General features: G+C 72.6%; 17 protein-coding genes. 10 read left to right on the forward strand and 7 right to left on the reverse strand.

All coding sequences use genetic code 11. The annotated features are described in order from the left end of the window. Nucleotides 1-2 precede the first annotated feature (2 nt). From EU555_RS24395 to EU555_RS24415, 5 genes are all read left to right on the forward strand, one after another. Nucleotides 3-851, forward strand: a complete 849-nt coding sequence (locus EU555_RS24395) for a carbohydrate ABC transporter permease (protein ID WP_135417813.1) — start codon at nt 3-5, stop codon at nt 849-851. 10 nt (nt 852-861) lie between these two features. Beyond that, entirely contained in the window at nt 862-1,998 is a 1,137-nt protein-coding gene (locus EU555_RS24400; RefSeq protein ID WP_135417814.1) for an ABC transporter ATP-binding protein, read from the forward strand. Next, nucleotides 1,995-3,011, forward strand: coding sequence for a Gfo/Idh/MocA family protein (locus EU555_RS24405; RefSeq protein WP_135417815.1), 1,017 nt, complete (start codon nt 1,995-1,997; stop codon nt 3,009-3,011). Before EU555_RS24400 ends, EU555_RS24405 begins: the two co-directional genes overlap by 4 nt. After that, the gene (locus EU555_RS24410) at nt 3,008-3,736 is read left to right on the forward strand and encodes a GntR family transcriptional regulator (RefSeq protein WP_135417816.1); all 729 of its coding nucleotides are present in this window, start codon (nt 3,008-3,010) and stop codon (nt 3,734-3,736) included. Before EU555_RS24405 ends, EU555_RS24410 begins: the two co-directional genes overlap by 4 nt. Nucleotides 3,737-3,905: 169 nt before the next feature. After that, nucleotides 3,906-4,649 carry an isochorismatase family protein gene (locus EU555_RS24415; RefSeq protein WP_245524467.1) on the forward strand — a complete coding sequence of 248 codons (744 nt, stop codon included), beginning with the start codon at nt 3,906-3,908 and terminating at the stop codon, nt 4,647-4,649. Between the two features lie 63 nt (nt 4,650-4,712). Here the strand turns inward: EU555_RS24415 and EU555_RS24420 are convergent, their stop codons facing one another. Then, entirely contained in the window at nt 4,713-5,909 is a 1,197-nt protein-coding gene (locus EU555_RS24420) for an FAD-dependent oxidoreductase (RefSeq protein WP_135417817.1), read from the reverse strand. A gap of 275 nt (nt 5,910-6,184) precedes the next feature. Between EU555_RS24420 and EU555_RS24425 the strand changes: the two genes are divergently transcribed. Genes EU555_RS24425 through atzD form a run of 5 tightly spaced genes read left to right on the forward strand, consistent with a single transcriptional unit; the run spans nt 6,185 to nt 11,920 of the window. After that, nucleotides 6,185-7,192, forward strand: coding sequence for a BMP family protein (locus EU555_RS24425; protein WP_167858648.1), 1,008 nt, complete (start codon nt 6,185-6,187; stop codon nt 7,190-7,192). A gap of 3 nt (nt 7,193-7,195) precedes the next feature. Beyond that, nucleotides 7,196-8,749 carry an ABC transporter ATP-binding protein gene (locus tag EU555_RS24430; protein ID WP_135417819.1) on the forward strand — a complete coding sequence of 518 codons (1,554 nt, stop codon included), beginning with the start codon at nt 7,196-7,198 and terminating at the stop codon, nt 8,747-8,749. Nucleotides 8,750-8,759: 10 nt separating this feature from the next. Further along, complete coding sequence (locus EU555_RS24435) at nt 8,760-9,833, forward strand: ABC transporter permease (protein ID WP_135417820.1); 1,074 nt, start codon at nt 8,760-8,762, stop codon at nt 9,831-9,833. A gap of 1 nt (nt 9,834) precedes the next feature. Then, nucleotides 9,835-10,791 carry an ABC transporter permease gene (locus tag EU555_RS24440; protein WP_135417821.1) on the forward strand — a complete coding sequence of 319 codons (957 nt, stop codon included), beginning with the start codon at nt 9,835-9,837 and terminating at the stop codon, nt 10,789-10,791. Between the two features lie 13 nt (nt 10,792-10,804). Next, on the forward strand, nt 10,805-11,920 hold the full coding sequence (gene atzD, locus EU555_RS24445) for a cyanuric acid amidohydrolase (protein ID WP_135417836.1): 1,116 nt from the start codon (nt 10,805-10,807) through the stop codon (nt 11,918-11,920). Between the two features lie 221 nt (nt 11,921-12,141). Here atzD and EU555_RS24450 read toward each other — a convergent pair whose 3' ends face one another. The 6 genes from EU555_RS24450 to EU555_RS24475 all read right to left on the reverse strand — a co-directional run. Further along, a complete protein-coding gene (locus tag EU555_RS24450) occupies nt 12,142-13,062 on the reverse strand; it encodes a hydroxymethylglutaryl-CoA lyase (RefSeq protein ID WP_135417822.1) in 921 nt (306 codons plus the stop codon). A 2-nt stretch (nt 13,063-13,064) separates the two neighbouring features. Then, nucleotides 13,065-14,228, reverse strand: a complete 1,164-nt coding sequence (locus tag EU555_RS24455) for an iron-containing alcohol dehydrogenase (RefSeq protein WP_135417823.1) — start codon at nt 14,226-14,228, stop codon at nt 13,065-13,067. Nucleotides 14,229-14,274: 46 nt separating this feature from the next. Continuing rightward, nucleotides 14,275-15,483 (reverse strand): CaiB/BaiF CoA transferase family protein, encoded by a 1,209-nt coding sequence (locus EU555_RS24460; RefSeq protein ID WP_135417824.1) that lies wholly within the window; start codon nt 15,481-15,483, stop codon nt 14,275-14,277. After that, nucleotides 15,480-16,151, reverse strand: coding sequence for a GntR family transcriptional regulator (locus EU555_RS24465; RefSeq protein ID WP_135417825.1), 672 nt, complete (start codon nt 16,149-16,151; stop codon nt 15,480-15,482). Before EU555_RS24465 ends, EU555_RS24460 begins: the two co-directional genes overlap by 4 nt. A gap of 376 nt (nt 16,152-16,527) precedes the next feature. Beyond that, a complete protein-coding gene (locus EU555_RS24470; protein ID WP_135417826.1) occupies nt 16,528-17,556 on the reverse strand; it encodes a TRAP transporter substrate-binding protein in 1,029 nt (342 codons plus the stop codon). A gap of 986 nt (nt 17,557-18,542) precedes the next feature. Continuing rightward, on the reverse strand, nt 18,543-18,641 hold a 99-nt coding region (locus tag EU555_RS24475), incomplete at its 5' end, for a hypothetical protein (RefSeq protein WP_135417827.1).

Consider the following 18,641-nt stretch of genomic DNA (forward strand, 5'->3'; position numbering starts at 1 on the left):
GGATGCGCGCCACCCTCGCCCCGCGCCGGGGCGGTCTCCTGGCGAGCCGGGCCGCGCTCGGCCTCGTCATCGCCGCCTACACGGCCTACACGCTCGGGCCGTTCCTGTGGCTCGCCACCATGTCGGTGCGCACCACCGGCGAGATCTCGGCCGACCACTACGCCTGGCCAAGACCCTTCCACTGGGAGCAGTTCCGGGTCGCCTGGGTCGATTCCGATTTCGCGACGTATTTCTGGAACTCGACGGTCGTCGTCGTGACGGCGGTCGCCGCCGTGACCCTCATCGGCGCCGCCGCCGCCCATGCGCTGGCCCGCTACCACTTCCCCGGCAACCGCCTCATCTACGGCATCCTGTTCTCGTCGATCATCTTCCCGCCGCAGATCACCCTGATCTCGCTCTACCAGATCCTCGTCGATTACGGCCTCTACAACAGCCTGATCGGCCTGACGCTGGTCTACGTCTCGCTGCAGCTGCCGCTGACCGTCTACCTGCTCGAGGGCTTCTTCGCCCGCATCCCCCAGGACCTGTTCGACGCGGCGAAGATGGACGGCTACGGCGATCTCGAGATCTTCCGCCGCATCGTCCTGCCGATCGGCATGCCGGCGATCGCCACCACCCTGATCCTGAACTTCATCCAGCTCTGGAACGAGTTCCTGTTCGCGGTGGTGCTGGTCACCGATCCGGACAAGCGCACCCTGCCGATCGGCATCCGGGCCTTCATGGGCGACCACTTCCAGGACATCGGCATGATCGCCGCCGGGGTGATGATCTCGGTCGTCCCGGTGATCGTCGCCTACGTGTTCTTCTCCGAGAAGCTGATCCGCGGCATGACCGCGGGCGCCGTCAAGTAAGGGATCCGGGATGGCCGTCGTCCAGCTCTCCAAGATCTGCAAGCGCTACGGCTCGGCCGGGCCGGTCGTGGTCGACAACGTCGACGTCACGGTGGGCGACGGCGAGTTCATGGTGCTGCTCGGGCCGTCCGGCTGCGGCAAGTCCACCACCCTGCGGATGATCGCCGGGCTCGAGACGATCTCGTCCGGCACGCTGTCCATCGACGGGCGGACGGTGAACGACGTGCCGGCCAAGGACCGCGACATCGCCATGGTGTTCCAGTCCTACGCCCTCTACCCGCACATGAGTGTCGCCGAGAACCTCGCCTTCGGCTTGCGCCGCCGCCGCACCCCGCCGGCGGAGATCGAGCGGCGCGTCGGGGAGGTCGCCCGCATCCTGGGGTTGACGCCCTATCTCGCGCGCAAGCCGCAGGCCCTGTCGGGCGGGCAGCGCCAGCGCGTCGCCCTCGGGCGCGCCATGGTGCGCGAGCCGATGGTCTTCCTCTTCGACGAGCCGCTGTCGAACCTCGACGCCGCCCTGCGCGTCGCCACCCGCAACGAGCTGATCAAGCAGCACCACCGCCTCGCCGCGACGATGATCTACGTCACCCACGACCAGGTCGAGGCGATGACCATGGGAACGCGGATCTGCGTGATGAACGGGGGCCGCGTCGCCCAGGTCGGCGCGCCGCTCGACGTCTACTGGAACCCGGCCGACACCTTCGTCGCGCGCTTCCTCGGCTCGCCGCCGATGAACCTGTTCACCGTGCCGGTCGCCGGGGCCCGCGTCGGCACCGCGGCGATCGACGCCCCGCTCCTGCGCTGGAGCGGCGCCGCCCTGGCGCCGCTCGACGGCCGGGAGGCGGTGCTCGGGGTACGCGCCGAGGACCTGCACCTCGCACCCGAGGCCGCGGGAGCCGCGCCCGGCCGGATCCGCGGCCGGATCTTCGCGGTCGAGCCGCTCGGTGCCGAGACCCTGGTCGCGATCGAGACGGAAGGCGGGGCCGAGTGCACGGCGCGGCTGCCGCGGGACACGCGGGCCCGGGTCGGCGAGGTCGTGACGCTGCATTTCCGGCCGGAGGCCGCCTTCCTGTTCGATCCGCAGAGCCAGGCGGCGATTCCCGCCCTGCCGGCGGCCGGCCCGCTGCGCACCGGAGCCGTCCATTGAGTAGCCCGCATTCGCCCCTCAGGATCGGCCTGATCGGCGCCGGCTGGGTCACGCAGCATCATCTCGCGGGCTGGGCCCGCCTCGCGGGGCGCGCCACCGTCGCCGCCATCGCCGATCCCTCGGCCGAGCGGCGCGAGGCGCGCGCCCGCGACTTCGCGATCCCGCGCCACTTCGCGACCGCGCGCGAGATGTTCGAGGCCGGCGGCCTCGACGCGGTCGACATCGCGGCGCCCCGGGCGGTCCACGCCGAGCTCGTGCGCCTCGCCGCCGATCACGGGCTGCCGATCCTGTGCCAGAAGCCGCTGGCCCCGACGCTCGCGGAGGCGCAGGCCCTGGTCGCGGAGGTCGAGGGGCGGGTGCGCCTGATGGTGCACGAGAACTGGCGCTTCCGCGCCTATTACCGGGAGGCCGCCGCCTGGCTGCGCGCCGGGATGATCGGCCGGCCCTTCGCGGCGCGGCTCTCCGTGGTGACGAGCGGGACCCTGCCGGACGCGGGCGGGCGTTTCCCGGCCCTGGAGCGCCAGCCCTTCATGCGCGACGAGACCCGGATGCTCGTCGCCGAGGTGCTGATCCACCACCTCGACACCTTGCGCTGGCTCCTCGGGCCGCTCCGGGTCACCGCCTGCGCGCTCGGCCGCACCTGCGCCGACCTCGCGGGGGAGGACACCGCGCTGATCCAGCTCGCCGGGGCGGACGGTCTCGCGGTCCAGGTCTTCGCGACCTTCGCGGCGCACGGGGCGCCGCCGGCGGCGGCCGACCATCTCGAGATCCTCGGGCCCTCGGGCGCGATCCGGCTCGCGAATGGCGACCTGACGATGACCGGACGGGAGACGCGCGCCGTCGCCTACGACCTCGACGCCACCTACAGCGAGTCCTACGCCGCCACGATCGCCCATTTCGTCGACCGGCTCGCGGACGGCGCGCCCTTCGAGACGGGGCCGGCCGACAACCTCGAGACGCTGCGGCTCGTCGAGGCGTGCTACCGGCTCGCGGGCCGGGAGGACGCGCGGTGACCGACAGGCCCGACCCGCCGCAGCGCGACGGCATCGACGCCGTGGTGGCGTCGCTCGAGGAGGACATCATCTTCGGGCGCCTCGCGCCCGGCGCCCGCCTGACCGAGGACGCCCTGATGACGCGCTTTCGCGCCTCGCGGCACTTCATCCGCCAGGCGCTCGTCGCGATGGAGCGCCGGGGCGTCGTGCGGCGCGAGCGCCATGTCGGGGCGACGGTCCGCTCCTACTCCGCCGAGGAGGTGCGACAGATCTACGAGGTCCGCGAGATGCTGACCCGCCAGGCGCTGCTGATGCTCGACCTGCCGGCCCCGCCCGCTCTGGTCGCCCGCTTGCGGGCGCTGCAGGCCGCCTACCGGGACCGGGCCGCCTCGCGCGACCTGCGCGGCGTCCACGAGGCCAACGACGCCTTCCACCTCGCGCTGTTCGAGGCCTGCGGCAACCCCTACCTCGTGCGCACGCTCAACGACTACATGGGCCTGACGCTGCCGATGCGGGCCAAGAACCTGGCCGACGCCGACGGCCTGCTCCTGTCGATCCGCCAGCACGAGGTGATGATCGACCTTCTCGGCGGGCGCGACCGCTGGGCCCTGGCGCAGCTCGGCGTCGACCACATGCAGGCGAGCAAGGCGGATTACCTCGCCCGGATCGCGGGTCGCGAGGACGGGACGATCCCGGCGATCGGGCAGCGGACGATCGCCGCGAACGACCAGCGCCGGGCGGGGTGACGCCGGCGCCGCGGTGACGCCGGTTCCGGTGCCGGCCGCCGGCATCATCGCGGTGACCATCAAGTGCACGTCGTCGGCGGCATCATCGATGCACGCCTGAGGCTGGCATGCGCGCGAGCACCTCCCCGGCGGCGCAGGCCCGCGGCCGGGCCTGGGAGATCGGCGGCGGGTGCGCCTCCCGCTCACGCCCGTGGCTGGCGCCCTACTTGCCAGCCCGGATCGTTCCGCAGACAGCCGTCCATCGTCCTCAGAGGAGCGCCGCATGACCGAGACGCGGGAAAACAGCTACACGGGCGTCTTCGACGGCAGCGTCGGGTTCGGCAAGAAGCCGGCCGTCATCGTCATCGATCTGATCCGGGCCTACACCACCCCTGGCGAGGCCTTCTTCGCCGAGGGCGTCGTCAGCGCCGTGCGGGAATCGGTCGAGCTGCTGGACGCGTGCCGGCAGGTGGGCATCCCCGTCATCTACACGAAGGTCCTTTACCATCCTGGCGGGGCCGACGGAGGTCTGTTCGTCCGGAAGGTTCCGGCTCTGCGCAAGCTCGTCGCGGGCGAGCCGATGGCGGAGATCGACCCGCTCATCCCGCCTGCTCCCGACGATCTCGTCATCACCAAGAACTACCCGAGCTGCTTCTTCGGGACGACGCTCGCCTCGACATTGTTCGGTCTCGGCGTCGACACGACGATCCTGATCGGGTGCTCGACGAGCGGCTGCGTGCGCGCGACCGCGATCGATGCCATTCAGTACGGCTTCCGGGTCATCGTACCCCGCGAATGCGTCGGGGACCGCCATGACGGACCGCACGACGCCAATCTCTTCGACATCAATGCCAAGTACGGAGACGTGCTGGCGAAGGCGGAGGTGATCGACCTCGTGCGCGCCCTCGCGGCGTCCCCGGCGCGCGCGGCCTGACCCGGGACGGGCGGACTCGTCCTGAAGCGGGCTCTCGCACCGTCGTGCGGCCGGCGGCCCCGGTCACCGCGCCGGTGCCAGCGGCGGATCGACGTCGCGGTACAGGCGCTCGAGAGCGCTCCGAAAGGCGGGCCCGGCCTTCTCGCGGGTGCCCGCGACCGGGTCGGCGCCCGCCAGGAGGGTGTCGCTCGCCGCGCGCGAGAGATCGAGGGCGAAGCGCGCCCGGCTGCCCCGGCGCGCCTCGACCGCGCCGGGGACCGCGGCGATCGCTCCGTTCGCGAGGGCGGCCCGGATCGCGTCGGCCGTGCTGCACCCGTCCTCGATCGATTGCGTGGCGCCCTGGCCCAGGGTCGGGATCATCGGATGGGCGGCGTCGCCGACGAGCACGACCGGCCAGCCGGCCGGCGCGTACAGGATCGCGTCCTCCTGCACCCGGGCCCAGTGAATGCTGCCGACGTGGCGGGCGATCCCCTCGATCAGGTAGCCCGCCGCCCGCGACGGCGGCCCGGAGGCCGGCCGGTAGAGCCCGCGCAGGATCTCGGCGTCCTTCATCGCCGCCGGGACGGGGGCATCGGGCGGGTCGAGCGGGAAGGTGCCGGCGCAGTAGACGAGATCGCCCGGCACCCGGAAGGCCAGCAGGCGGTTCGGCCCGTTGAACCACTGGCCGTAATCGTCGATCGGGCAGGCGGGGCCCGCCTCCCACAGGGCGCGGTACATCACGATGCCGAGGTGCCGCGGCTGCGACGGACCGGCGATCAGGCGTCGCAGGCGCGAGTAGCGGCCATCCGCCGCCACCACGAGGTCGACGTCCGGGATGGTCTCCGGTCCGGCCGGCGTCGCGACCCGGACGCTCGCCCGGCCGTCCGGCTGGCGCAGGAGGTCGGTCGCCTCGCAGCCGTAGCGGACGGGCAGGCCGCGCCGGAGGATCCGGTAGAGTTCGGCCCAGCGGATGCGCAGGCCCGGCCCCCGCGCCAGGGCCGCCACGTCGAGGTCGAGGAGGCGCGTGCCGTCGGTGAGGTCGGCCGTCCAGCGCCGCCAGGGCAGGCCGGCCGCCGCGAGCGTCCCGGCGAGGTCCGGCAGGTGGAGGCGCAGGGCCGTCATGGCGTTGGGGCCGATGTTGAGGCCGGTCCCGGCCTCGTCCTGATCCCCGGCCGGGCTGCGCTCGAGGCAGATCACCTCCGCGGGCATGCGCGCGAGCCCGTGGGCGGTCACGGCCCCGGCGACGCCCGCGCCCGCGATCACGATGCGGGCTCGACGCATCAGCGCGGCTCGCGAAGGACGGGCGCGCGGCGGCGCGCGGGACGAGGATGCGGCATGGAACCTCCACAGGGCCGCCCGGCCGAGCAGGAACGGTGCCGCTCCCCGGACCTGAGGAGGCCGCATCGGACGGGCCCGGCGCCGGCTCCTCGGCGGATCAGGCCCGAACGCGTGGCCTGGGGCTTGCTGGCTCTCGCGGCGGTGATCGAAGGTCCGCTCCGACGCGACCTTCTCCTTCGCGATGGGGCTTCAAGATGACGATCGATGGTCGCAAGGTCATGTCACGCCGCAAGGCCGCGCTGCTCGCCCTCGCGGCGGTGCTGCTGCCGCAGGCCGCCGGGAGCGCCGCGGCGGCGGAGAAGGCCGCCATCCTGCTGCCGGGCTCGATCAACGACCAGAGCTGGAACGCCAACGGCTACCAGGGCGCCGAGCGGCTCAAGGCCAAGGGCTGGGAGGTCGCCTATTCGGAGAACGTCGCCCCGGCCGACATGGCGGAGGCGATGCGGGACTATGCCGGACGGGGCTACGGCCTCGTGATCGGTCATACCGGACGCTTCCTCTCCGCCGCCCAGCAGGTCGGGCCCGACTACCCCAAGACCGTCTTCGTCGTCGGCTCGGGCTCGGCCGGGGCCGGCACCAACGTCGCGTCGATCGACTACGACAACGCGCAGTTCGGCTATCTGATGGGCGTGCTTGCCGCCAAGATGAGCAAGACCGGCAAGGTCGGCTCGGTGAACGGCCTCGAAGGCCTGCCCAACGTCGTCGCGCAGGTCGGCGGCTTCCGCAAGGGCGCCAAGAGCGTCGATCCGGCCATCGAGGTCAAGGTCGTCTACATCCAGAACATGGAGGACGCCGCCGAGGCCAAGGAGGCGGCGCTCAGCCTCATCGCGGGCGGCGCCGACTTCATCTTCGGGAAGCTGAATGCCGGGCAGGCCGGCATCATCCAGGCCGCCAAGGAGAAGGGCGTGATGGCGTCCGGCCGCAGCCTCGGCCACTCGGCGATCGCGCCCGAGGCCGTCGCCACCAACATCATCGAGAAGTGGGGCGACATGTACGGCAGCGCCGGCGACGCCGCGAAGGCCGGGACCCTCGGCGGCAAGTTCCAGGTCTACGGTCTCGGCACGCCGGGCTCGACCGGCGCCGATTTCGCCTACCAGGACGGCACGCCCTTCAACCCGAAGGTGCCGGCGGAGGCGGTCGCGGCGCTCGAGGCGGCCCGGGCGAAGCTCGCCTCCGGCGCGATCAAGGTCGAGGTGACCCGGGCCGATGCCCGCGGCGGCGTCTGATCGATGGCGCCCGACGACGGGAGCGGCGCCGCGCCGATGCTGGAGATGCTCGGCATCTCCAAGGCCTACGGCACGGTCCAGGCCAATCGCGGCGTCGACCTCACCGTGCGGCGCGGCGAGATCCTCGGCCTGCTGGGGGAGAACGGCTCGGGCAAGAGCACCCTGATGAAGATCCTGTTCGGCATGGTCCGGCCCGACGACGGCCGGATCGTGCTGAAGGGGCAGCGCGTCGAGATCCGCTCGCCGGCCGATGCGCGCCGGGCCGGCATCGGCATGGTCCACCAGCACTTCATGCTGGCCGAGGCGATGAGCGTGCTCGACAACGTCCTCCTCGGCCTGCCCGGGAAGGGGGCGTGGCCGGACCGGCGCGCGGCGGCCGAGGAGCTGGCCCGGGCGAGCCGTGCCTACGGCCTCGACCTCGATCCCGATGCCGCCGTCGAGTCCCTGAGCTTCGGCATGCGCCAGCGCGTCGAGATCGTGAAGCTGATCCTCGGCGGCGCCGAGCTGCTCATCATGGACGAGCCGACCTCGAACCTGTCGGCCCCGGAGGTCGGTGCCCTGCTGGCGATCCTGCGCCGCTTCGCCGGCGAGGGACGCTCCGTCGTGTTCATCTCGCACAAGCTCGGCGAGGTGCTGGAGCTGTGCGACCAGGTGGTGGTCCTGCGCGACGGCGCGGTCGCCGGGCGCCGTCCCGTCGCCGGGACCGACCGGGCCGACCTCGCCCGCCTGATGGTCGGGCGCGCCATGCCGGCCGTCCCGGCGGCACCGGCAGGCCCGCCCGGCCCGGTGCGGCTCGCGGCGGACAGCCTCACGACCGGCGGACCGGGCATCGCCCTGTCGGCCGTCAGCCTGGACATCCGGGCGGGCGAGGTGCTGGCGGTCGCCGGCATCGACGGCAACGGGCAGACGGAGCTGGCCGAGGCGCTGGCGGGCCTGCGCCCGGCCCGCGGGCGCGTGCGGCTCGACGCGGAGGATCTCACCGGCCGCGGTCCGGCCGCGCGCCTCGCCGCCGGCCTCGCCTACGTGCCGGTGGACCGGGGCGGCACCAGCCTGGTGCCGGGGATGACCGTCGCCGAGAACCTGGCGCTGCGCGACGTCGCCCGGCCGCCCTTCAGCCGGCGCGCCTGGCTCGACGGCGAAGCCTTCCGCGAGCGCGCGCGGGAGCGTATCGCCGCCTACGGGATCCGCTGCGCCGGCCCGGCGGCGCCGGCCCGCTCGCTGTCGGGCGGCAACCAGCAGAAGATCGTCATCGCCCGGGAGATCGGGCGCGGGCCGCGCGCCCTCGTGGCGGTCCAGCCGACCTGGGGGCTCGATCCCGGCGCGACCCGCTTCGTGCAGGACGCCATCCGGGCATTGCGCGCGGCCGGGGGCGCGATCCTCTACGTCTCGGCCGAGCTCGAGGAGGTTCTGGAGATGGGCGACCGCGTCGCGGTCCTCCATGCGGGGCGTCTGTCACGGCCCGTCCGGCGGGCGCAGCTCGACCTCGTGCGGGTCGGCCTGCTGATGGCCGGCGACCGGGACGCTTGGGCGCCCGAGGCGGAGAGGCTCGCCGCATGAGCGCGGTCCCGTGAGCGCGTCCCCGCTCCCCGGCCCGGCGGCGCCGGCCGCTCCGATGTCCGGTCGCCTGCGCGGCGAGGCGGCGGGCGCGCTGCTCGCCGGGCTCGGCGCCGTATTCCTCGCCCTCGCGGTCGGGGCCGGCCTCATCCTGGCCACCGGCCGCGACCCGGCCGCCGCCTATCTCGCCCTGTTCGGCGGCGCCCTCGGCTCTCCCGACCGGATCGCCTTCGCGTTCAACAAGGCGACGCCCTACGTGCTCACCGCCGTCGGCGTCGCCCTCTGCTTCCGGGCGAAGGTCATCAATATCGGGGGCGAGGGGCAGATCGCGCTGGGCGGCCTCGCGGCCGCCTGGGTCGCCCTGTCGGTGCCCCTGCCGGCTGGCGCCCTGGTTCCGGCCTGCCTGGCGGCGGGGGCGGCGGCGGGGGCGCTCTGGGCCGGCCTCGCGGCGCTGATCCGGCTGTGGCGCGGCGTTCACGAGGTCCTGTGCACGCTCCTCCTGAACTTCATCGCCCTCCTGCTCGTCGCCGAGGCGCTGAAGGGCGATCTCGGCGAGACCGGCGCCGGCTTCCCGCAATCGCCCCTCCTGCCGGCCGGGGCCTGGCTGCCGCGCCTCACCGGCACGATGCATCTCGGCATCGGGCTGGCCGCGGTCGCGGCCGTCCTCGGCTCGGTCTATCTCTGGCGCACCACCTTCGGCTTCCGCTTGCGGCTCGTCGGCGCCAGCCGGGCCGCGGCGGTCTATGCGGGCGTCAGCCCGGCCCGCACGCTGGTCTCGGTGATGCTGATCGCCGGAGGGCTCGCGGGCCTCGCCGGGGGCATCGAGGTCCTGGGCGTCCATCGCCGCCTGATCGAGGGCTTCTCGAACGGCCTCGGCTTCACGGCGATCGGCATCGCGCTGCTCGCCGGCGCCAGCCCCCTGGCCGCCCTGCCGGCCGGCCTGCTGTTCGGCCTCCTCGAGGCCGGGGCGCTGGCCATGCAGCGGCAGGTCGGCGTCCCCTCCTCCCTCGTGCCGATCATCCAGGGGCTGACCATGGTGTTCGTGCTCTGCGCTTTGGGCCTGCGCGCCCGCCGGGGGGGCGCCTGAGATGGACGCCGCCCTCCTGACCGACCTCCTCGCCGCCGCGGTGCGGATCGCCACGCCCCTGCTGCTGGCCGCCCTCGGCGGCATCCTGTCGGAGCGGTCGGGCACCTTCGCGGTGGCGATCGAGGGCATGATGCTCGCCGGCGCCTTCGGGGCCGCGGTCGCCGCGATGGCGGCGGGCGCTCCGGCCGGGCCCTTGGCTGGGCCCTTGGCCGGGCCCTTGGCCGGGCTCCTGGCTTCGGCCGCCGCCGGCATGCTGGTGGCGAGCCTCGTCGCCGTGGCGACGACGCGCTTCTCCACCGACCAGATGGTGACCGGGCTGGCGGTCAACATCTTGGTCGCCGGGCTCACGAGCTACCTGCTGCGGGCGCTCGCCGGGGGCCGCACCCCGGTGGTGCGCTTTCCCGTCCTGGCGCCCTGGCCGGTGCCGTTCCTCCACGACATCCCGGTCCTGGGGCCGGTCCTGTTCGGCCAGCCGCCGCTCACCTATCTGGCGGTCGTCCTCGCCGTCGCCCTCGGCCTCGTCCTCGCCCGCAGCCGGGCCGGCCTCCTGGTGCGGGCGGCCGGCGAGAACCCGCAGGCCGTCTTCGCCACCGGCACCGATCCGGTCCGGGTGCGGGTCTGGTCGATCCTGGCCTGCGGCGCCCTGGCGGGGCTCGGCGGCGCGGCCCTGTCGCTCCAGCAGGTCGGCAGCTTCACCGACGGCATGACCCACGGGCGCGGGTTCATCGCGCTCGCGGCGCTCATCGTCGGGCGCTGGGCCCCGGTGCCCGTGGCGCTCGCCTGCCTCGTCTTCGGCCTGGTCTCGGCCCTCGCCCTGCGGGCGCAGGGCTGGGGCCTGCCGGTCTCGTCCTACGTGATGCAGATGATGCCCTACGCCCTGGCGCTGGTCGCGCTCGCCGGCATCGGCCGCGCCGCCCGGCTGCCGGCGGCGATCGGCACGCCCTTCCGGCGCGAATGAGACAGGGATCGTGATGAAGATCGGTGTGCACAAGGTCGCGATGGCGGCCCCCAACGACGTCTCGGAACTCGCGGCCCTGATCGCGGCCGGGACGGTCGACCCGGCCCGCATCGTCGCGCTGATCGGCAAGACCGAGGGCAATGGCGGCGCCAACGACTTTACCCGCGGCTACGCCACCCTGTCCTACCAGCTGCTGCTGGCCCCGCTCCTCGGCCTCTCGCCGGAGGAGGTCGGGCACAGGATCGCCTTCGTGTGGTCGGGCGGGACCGAGGGGGTGCTGTCGCCCCACGCCACCGTGCTGACCCGGGACGCGTCGACCGTGCCTCCGGTCGCCGGGGACAAGCGCCTCGCCCTCGGCATCGCCACGACCCGGACCATCCTGCCCGAGGAGGTCGGCACGATGGTGCAGGTGCGCGAAGTGGCGCGGGCCGTCCGCGTCGCCCTCGCGGAGGCCGGCATCGCCGACCCCGCGGACGTCCATTACGTGCAGGTGAAGGGCCCGCTCCTGACCCCGGCCTCGGTGGCCGAGGCCGAGGCCCGGGGCCGGGCCACCGTGACCCGCGATCCGAACGGCTCCAAGCCCTATGCCCGCGGGGCCACGGCGCTCGGCGTCGCGCTCGCCCTCGGCGAGGTGGCGGAGGAGGCCTTGAGCGATGCGGCCATCGCCCGGCGCCTCGACCTTTTCAGCACCGTCGCGTCGACCTCGGCCGGCGGCGAGCTGACCGCCTGCGAGGTGCTGCTGTTCGGCAACGCGCCCGCCGCCACCAGCGACTTCCGGATCGGGCACGCGGTCCTGCGCGACGTCATCGACGCCGACGCCGTGCTCGCGGCCATGGACGGCGCCGGCCTCGCGACGGGCTCGCCCGGAATGGGCCGCCTCGATGCGGCGGCGCGGTCGCGGATCGCGGCGGTGTTCGCGAAGGCCGAGGCGAGCCCGACCGGGCGCATCCGGGGGCGGCGCAACACCATGCTGTCGGATGCCGACATCCATTACGAGCGCCACGCCCGGGCGGCCCTCGGCGCGGTCATCGCCTCGGTCACCGGCGATCCGGCCATCTTCGTGTCGGGGGGGACCGAGCACCAATGCGCGCCCGGGGAGGCGCCGATCGCGGCGATCATGCGGGTCTGATGAGGGAGAACCGGCCGCGCGGGTCCCTGGCGGCCCGCTCCGGATACGCGGATCCAGCATCCGCCGGGCTGACGCAGGCTTCGTGCGGGGTGCCCTGGAGCCGGCGCGGCACGAGCGCCGCCCTGTTCAGGGCAGCGGGCCGGGGCACCACGCGGATCGCAGCACTTGGCTTGTCCGGTGTCGTCGCGGCGCCGTCGGCCGCTCAGGCGCGGGCCGAACGGTCACGGCACGGCTGCGCTCTCGGGCGGGCAGCGCTGGGCGACGCGCCAGACCGCGCTGTCGAGGGGCGTCCCGCGCCACTCCGCGAGGCGGCGGTCGCTCGCCAGGAGGGCCGCCTGGTCGATCCCGGTGCGGACGCCCATCGCCTCGAGCATCGACACCACGTCCTCGGTCGCGACGTTGCCGGTGGCGCCGGGGGCGTAGGGACAGCCGCCGAGACCGCCGATGGCGGTGTCGAAATGGACGATGCCGGCCTGCAGGCCGGCCAGGACATTGGCCAGGGCGCAGCCGCGGGTGTTGTGCAGGTGAAGCTCGAACACGATGCCGGGGAAGCGCGCGATCAGCCCCCGCGACAGCCGGTCGACCTGTACCGGGTCGGCGACGCCGATCGTGTCGCACAGGCCGATCCGCTCGCACCCGCCCGCGACGAGCCGGGCCACGATGGCGTGGATGCGCGCGTCCGGCACCGCGCCGTCGAAGGGGCAGCCGAACACCGTCGACAGCGAGATCCGCCGGCGCAACCCGTCCGCGGCGGCGGCCGCGTGCAGGTCGAGGATCTCCGCCAGCGACTCCTCGGTCGGGCGGTTGAGGTTGCGCCGGTTGTGACCGTCCGTCGCCGAGAACACGAAGGTCATGCCGGTGAGGCCGGCGCGCTGCGCCCGCTCCATGCCGCGCCTGTTGGGGATGAGCCCGTAGGCACCGACCGGCAGGTGGCGGGTCGCCCGCACCACCTCCTCGGCATCGGCGAGGTTCGGGATCCACGCCGGATGGGTGAACGACGTCACCTCGATCTCGCCGATCCCCGAGGCCGCCAGTTGCGCGATCAGCCTGACCTTGTCCTCGGTCGGCATGACGCGGGCTTCGTTCTGGAGGCCGTCGCGGGGACCGACCTCGGTGATGTGGGCGAAGGCGGGCAGCCGCATCGTCAGGCCTCCGGCCGGAAGGCGCGCGCGAGGATGTCCATCAGGCCCTCGTAGGTGACGTCGCGCGGGTTCGGGCGGATCTGGCGGACATTGGTCATGCCGTCGCGGGCGAGCGCGTCCATGGCGCTGCGCGGCACCGAGAGGTCGTCGAGATGCACCGGGATGCCGACGTCGCGCGACAGGGCCTCGACCGCCGCGACGGCCCGCTCGGCGCCCTCGCGGACGGAGAGATGGCCGACCGTCTCGCCCAGGGCCGCCGCGACGTCGCGGTAGCGCGGCAGGGCCGCGACGAGGTTCCAGCGCATCACGTGGGGCAGCAGCACGGCGTTGGCGATGCCGTGCGGGATGTTGAACTGACCGCCGAGCGGCATCGCCAGGCCGTGCACCATCCCGGTCGCGGCGCTGCCGAAGGCGTAGCCGGCATAGAGGCTCGCCGTCAGCATCGCGTCCCGCGCCCGGATGTTCTGGCCATGATGGACGGCCGTCCGCAGGTTCTCGCCGATCAGGCGGATCGCCTTGAGGGCGAAGTCGTCGGTCATCGGCTGGGCGAAGCGCGAGACATAGGCCTCGATCGCGTGCGTCAGGGCATCCATGCCGGTGGCCGCCGTCACCGCGGCCGGGAGCCCGAGCGTCAGCTCGGGGTCGAGGATCGCCGTGTCGGCGAGCAGGTAGCGGCTGACGATGCCCTTCTTGGTGTGCTGCGCCTTCAGGCTGAGCACGGCGACGTTCGTCACCTCGCTGCCGGTGCCGGCGGTCGTCGGGACGATGATCTTCGGGACCCCCGGGACCGCTACCTTGTCGATGCCGAGGTAATCCTCGACCCGGCCCGGGTTGGTGGCCATGACGGAAGCGCACTTGGCGGTGTCGATGGCGCTGCCGCCGCCGAGGCCGACGATCAGGTCGCATCCGAGCGCCCGCACCCGGTCGGCGCAGGCGACCACGGTCTCGATGCTCGGGTCGGGCTCGACGTCCGGGAAGACCTCGACGTCGCGTCCCGCCAGCCGGTCGAGGGCGCGTCCGGCGATGCCGGCCTTCACGAGGCCCGGATCCGTGACCAGCAGGATCCGGCGCCGGCCGAAGCGGTCGACCTCCTCGGCGAGCTGGTTGAGGGCGCCGCTGCCGTGCACCAGCCGCTGGATGGCCGTGAAGATCGCGATGTCGGACAAGGGGCTGCCTTCCGTTGGTGAATCGGGCGGTGGCGTCGCGGCGCGATCAGATCACGCCGTCGGCCTCGAGCGTCGCGATGTCGTCGGCGCTCAGGCCGAGCCGTTCGGACAGGACCTCGTGCGTGTGCTGCCCGAGCGCCGGCCCGGCCCACCGCACTGCCCCGGGGGTCTCCGAGAGCCGCGGCGCCACGCCCTGCATCGTGAGGCGGCCGTATTCCTCGGCCTCGACCTCCACGACGGCACCGCGCGCGCGGAAATGGGGATCCTGGACGATTCCGGCGGCATCGTTGAGCGGGCCGGCCGGCACGTCGGCGCGCTTGAGCAGGGCGAGGAGCGCGTCGAGCGGCAGCGTTCGCGTCCAGGCGGCGACGATGTCGTCCAGCTCCTCCTGGTGGGCGCCGCGGGCGCGGTGCGTCGCGTAGCGCGGATCGTCGGCGAGATCGGGGCTGCCCATGGCCTCGGCCAGGCGCCGGAAGATCGCGTCCCCGTTCCCGCCGATGATCGCCCACTGCCCGTCCTGCGTCGGGTAGAGGTTGGACGGTGCGATGCCGGGCAGCCGCGTCCCGGTCCGCTGGCGCAGGGCGCCGGTCGCGCCGTATTCCGACAGCACGCTCTCCTGCACCGCCAGCACGGCATCGGTGATGCCGACATCCACCACCTGCCCCTTGCCGGTCCTGTGGCGGGCTTCGAGCGCCGCCATCGTGCCGAGGGCGGCGAACACGCCCGCCAGCGAATCGCCGATCGACAGGCCGGCGCGGGGCGGGGGCCGGTCGGGAAAGCCCGCGAGCGCGCGCAGGCCCGCCATCGCCTCCGCGATCGCCCCGAAGCCGACGTCGCGGCTGTAGGGACCGGTCTGCCCGAAGCCCGAGACCCGCGCGACGATCAGGCCGGGATTGGTCCCCCACAGGTCGTCCGGGCCGAGCCCCCACTTCTCCAGCGTGCCGGGGCGGAAGTTCTCGACCAGGATGTCGGCCTCCCGAAGCAGGGCGCGGGCGATCTCCTGTCCCCGCGGGACGCGCAGGTCGAGCGTCAGGCTGCGCTTGTTGCGGGCGATGACCGGCCACCACAGCGACTTGCCGTCGAGTTGGACCGCCCCCCACTGGCGCATCACGTCGCCGGCGCGCGGCGGCTCGATCTTGACGACGTCGGCCCCGAGATCGGCGAGCAGCTGGCCGCAATACGGGCCGGCGATGAACGAGCCCATCTCGATGACGCGGATCCCGGAGAGGGCGCCGGGGTTCGGATTTTGGGTCATGATGCCTTTCCCACGACGGCGAAGCCGCGAACCGGATGAGAGGGCGCGTCCGTCAGCCGGCTGCCGATGTTGCGCGAGCGCACGCCCTCGATATGGCCCGAGATCGCCGCGACGGCCTCGTCGACGCGGCCCTCGCGGATGAAGCGCAGGATGGCGTGGTGCTCGTCCCAGGAGCGGTCGCGCCCCTCCACCGTCCAGACCTCGAGCCACCGCGCCCGCGACAGGCGGATCATCAGGTCCTCGACGGCGCGGATATAGAAGGCATTGCTCGTCAGCCGCGCCAGCGCGACGTGGAAGTCGGAGCCGACGCGGTGCCAGGCCGCGCGGGACTCGTCCTCCCGGCAGGAGGCGAGGATCTCCTCGATGACGGCGATGTCGGCCTCCCGCGCCCGATCGCAGGCGAGCTTCACCACCTCGACCTCGATCACCTGCCGGAACTCGATCGCCTGCTCGAGCTCGTCGAGCGAGATCGGCGTCACGATCCAGCTCCGCTCCTCCCGGGCGACGAGCCCGTCGGTCTCGAGCCGCGCCAGGGCGGCGCGGATGGGCGTGCGCGACCCGCTGAAGCGGCTCTCCAGCGACCGCTCGCTGAACCGCTGGCCCGGAGCCATCTCCAGCGACAGGATGGCGTCCCGGAGCTGCTCGTAGATGACCGTCATCTGCGACATGCTCTGACCTCCTTCGCGCTGCGGCGGATCATGCCGGGACACGCCGCCTCAGAACCTGTTTGACTGATCGGTGGACTTTATCCCACCGACGACCTCATCCCGAGGTCTCGGAGCCTGTTTGACGTGCCTGCCAAATTTATCCCACTCTCAACCTCGTCCTGAGGTGCTGGCGATCGGAGATCGCACGCGATCAGAGATCGGCTGACCTCGAAGGAGGCTCCAGGGATCGCACCGACTTCTGGAGGTCTCCTTCGAGGCTCCCTCCGGGTGCGATCTTCGATCGCGTGCGATCTCCGATCGCCAGCACCTCAGGATGAGGTCGGGAGCGGGATAGAAGACAATCCCACGGCGTTATCCTTGCGGGTCAACCAGGCTCTCAGAGGGGACCGACGACGTCCTGCAGCTTGTTCCACACGTCGTCGCCGAACTTGCCCTGCCAGTTCTTGTAGAAGCCGCTCTTGCGCAGCGTGTCGCGGAACGCGGCACGGTCGACATCCACGAACGTGATCCCCTTGGCCCGAAGGTCGCCGCGCAGGCTGTCGCTGAGCGTGACGACGTCCTTCCGCTGGTCGATCGCCGACTTGTTGATCTCGTTCACCACGATGTCGCGCAGGTCCGCCGGCATCCCCGAGAAGGCGCGGCGGTTGCCGACGACCCAGAACCCGTCCCAGACGTGATCCGTCATCGAGATGCTGGTCTGCACCTCGTAGAGCTTCGTCGTGTAGATCAGCGGCAGGGCGTTCTCCTGCCCCTCGACGATCTTCGTCTGCAGCGCGGAATAGACCTCGTTGAAATTGATCGGCGTCGGGCTGGCGCCGAGCGACTGGAACAGGGAGGTCAGCATCGGGGCGACCGGCACCCGGATCTTGAAGCCCTTGATGCTGTCCGGGCTGTCGATCCTCCGGGTCGAGGAGCTGACCTGCCGGAAGCCGTTGTTCCAGATCTTGTCGGTGACGAACAGGCCGGATTTCGCGATCTGTGCGCGGACGTGGTCGCCGAAGGCGCCGTCCATCGCCCTCCAGACGTGGTCGTAGTCGGGAAAGGCGAAGCCCGTGTTGAGCATCCCGCAGGACGGGACCAGCGTCGCGAGGACCGATGCCGAGATGTTGAGGATCTCGACCCCGCCGTTGCGGACCTGCGAGATGAGGTCGGTGTCGGAGCCGAGCTGGTTGGCCGGGAAGAGGTTGATCTCGACGCGCCCCCCCGTCGCCTCGCGGATCCGGGCGATCGCCTCGGCGGCGCGCAGGTTGACCGGATGCGTCGGATCCTGGCCGGTCGCGTATTTCCAGACGAATTCGGCCGCCCTGCCGCGCGACGAGCCGATCGACACCAGCGGCAGAGCGGCCATGCCGGACAGCATCCGGCGCCTGGACAGCGTCGTGGTTCGCTCTCTCGTCACGGGCATTCCTCCAGCTCGACGTGTTGTTCTTCGTGCCGCCGCCGGCGGGGAGGCGGAAGCCGGCCATGCCTGCTTCGGCCCGGGTGGTCCGGCGGGCATGCGACTGGCGCCGGCGAGGCGCCGCCGTCCCGGGATTCGATCCGGTATACCAATCGGTATTCCGGACCCGCGAGGGCCGTCAAGCACGAACTTTTGGATGCGCGACACGACGTCGATCGTCGGCCCGGGCCGGCTCGAATCCTTGTGCGCGAGCGATCGACACCTGCTCCGAAGCCTCCGCACGCGGTGGCGTCCTTCGTCTCCGAAGGCTTTCGGGCCCAAGGCGCCCGGGCCGCGACGCCCCGACGCCGTGGCTCGGCCGAGCGCCGGATGATCTCTTCGCCGGTGGCGCGAGGCTCGCGATCAGGCCCGGCGCGTTCTGCTCACCCTGCTGCCGGCGCGCCTCGACGACCCGCCGATGGGGAGCGAGCCGGCTCGGGGCCGGCGCCCGGCGAGCGGGCACGACGACGGCGCCCGCGCGCAGCCGGCATCGGACGCTGGAGGCGGCGCGGCGAGCGACATCCCGCACCGGGTCGCAGGCGTGGCGGGTGGTGGAGCGGCGCCCGATCCGGCTGCAACACGGCGCGCGATCGTGCGGTCTGTCAGCGGTGACGGGATTCCTGCCCGCAGACCTCGTCCTGAGGTGTCACGTCCATCTCCGATGGATCGACCCCGAAGGCGGGCTCGGGAAGTCCATGCGGTCCCTGGAGGCATCCTCAGAGGCCGGCGATCACAGATCGCACCGATCGCCGGTCACCTCAGGACGAGGGCGCGGGTGCGAGGGAGTGATGCTGCCGGCCCACTGCCCTGTCGAGGACCGTAGCGCTGCGACCGGGCACCACTCCAGATCCTCGAGTGTGCCGGATCGTCTCCGACGACCCGGCATCCACGTCGTCGAACCCGCTCTACTGATAATTTAACGAGTCATCGACGACGAGGGCGGTCATGGTCAATCAGTACTCACGACCGTAGATGTCCTCGATGCGGATGATGTCGTCCTCTCCGGTGTAGCTGCCGACCTGGACCTCGATCAGCTCGAGCGGGATCTTGCC

The sequence above is a fragment of the Methylobacterium nonmethylotrophicum genome (genome assembly GCF_004745635.1).
GTDB lineage: Bacteria > Pseudomonadota > Alphaproteobacteria > Rhizobiales > Beijerinckiaceae > Methylobacterium > Methylobacterium nonmethylotrophicum.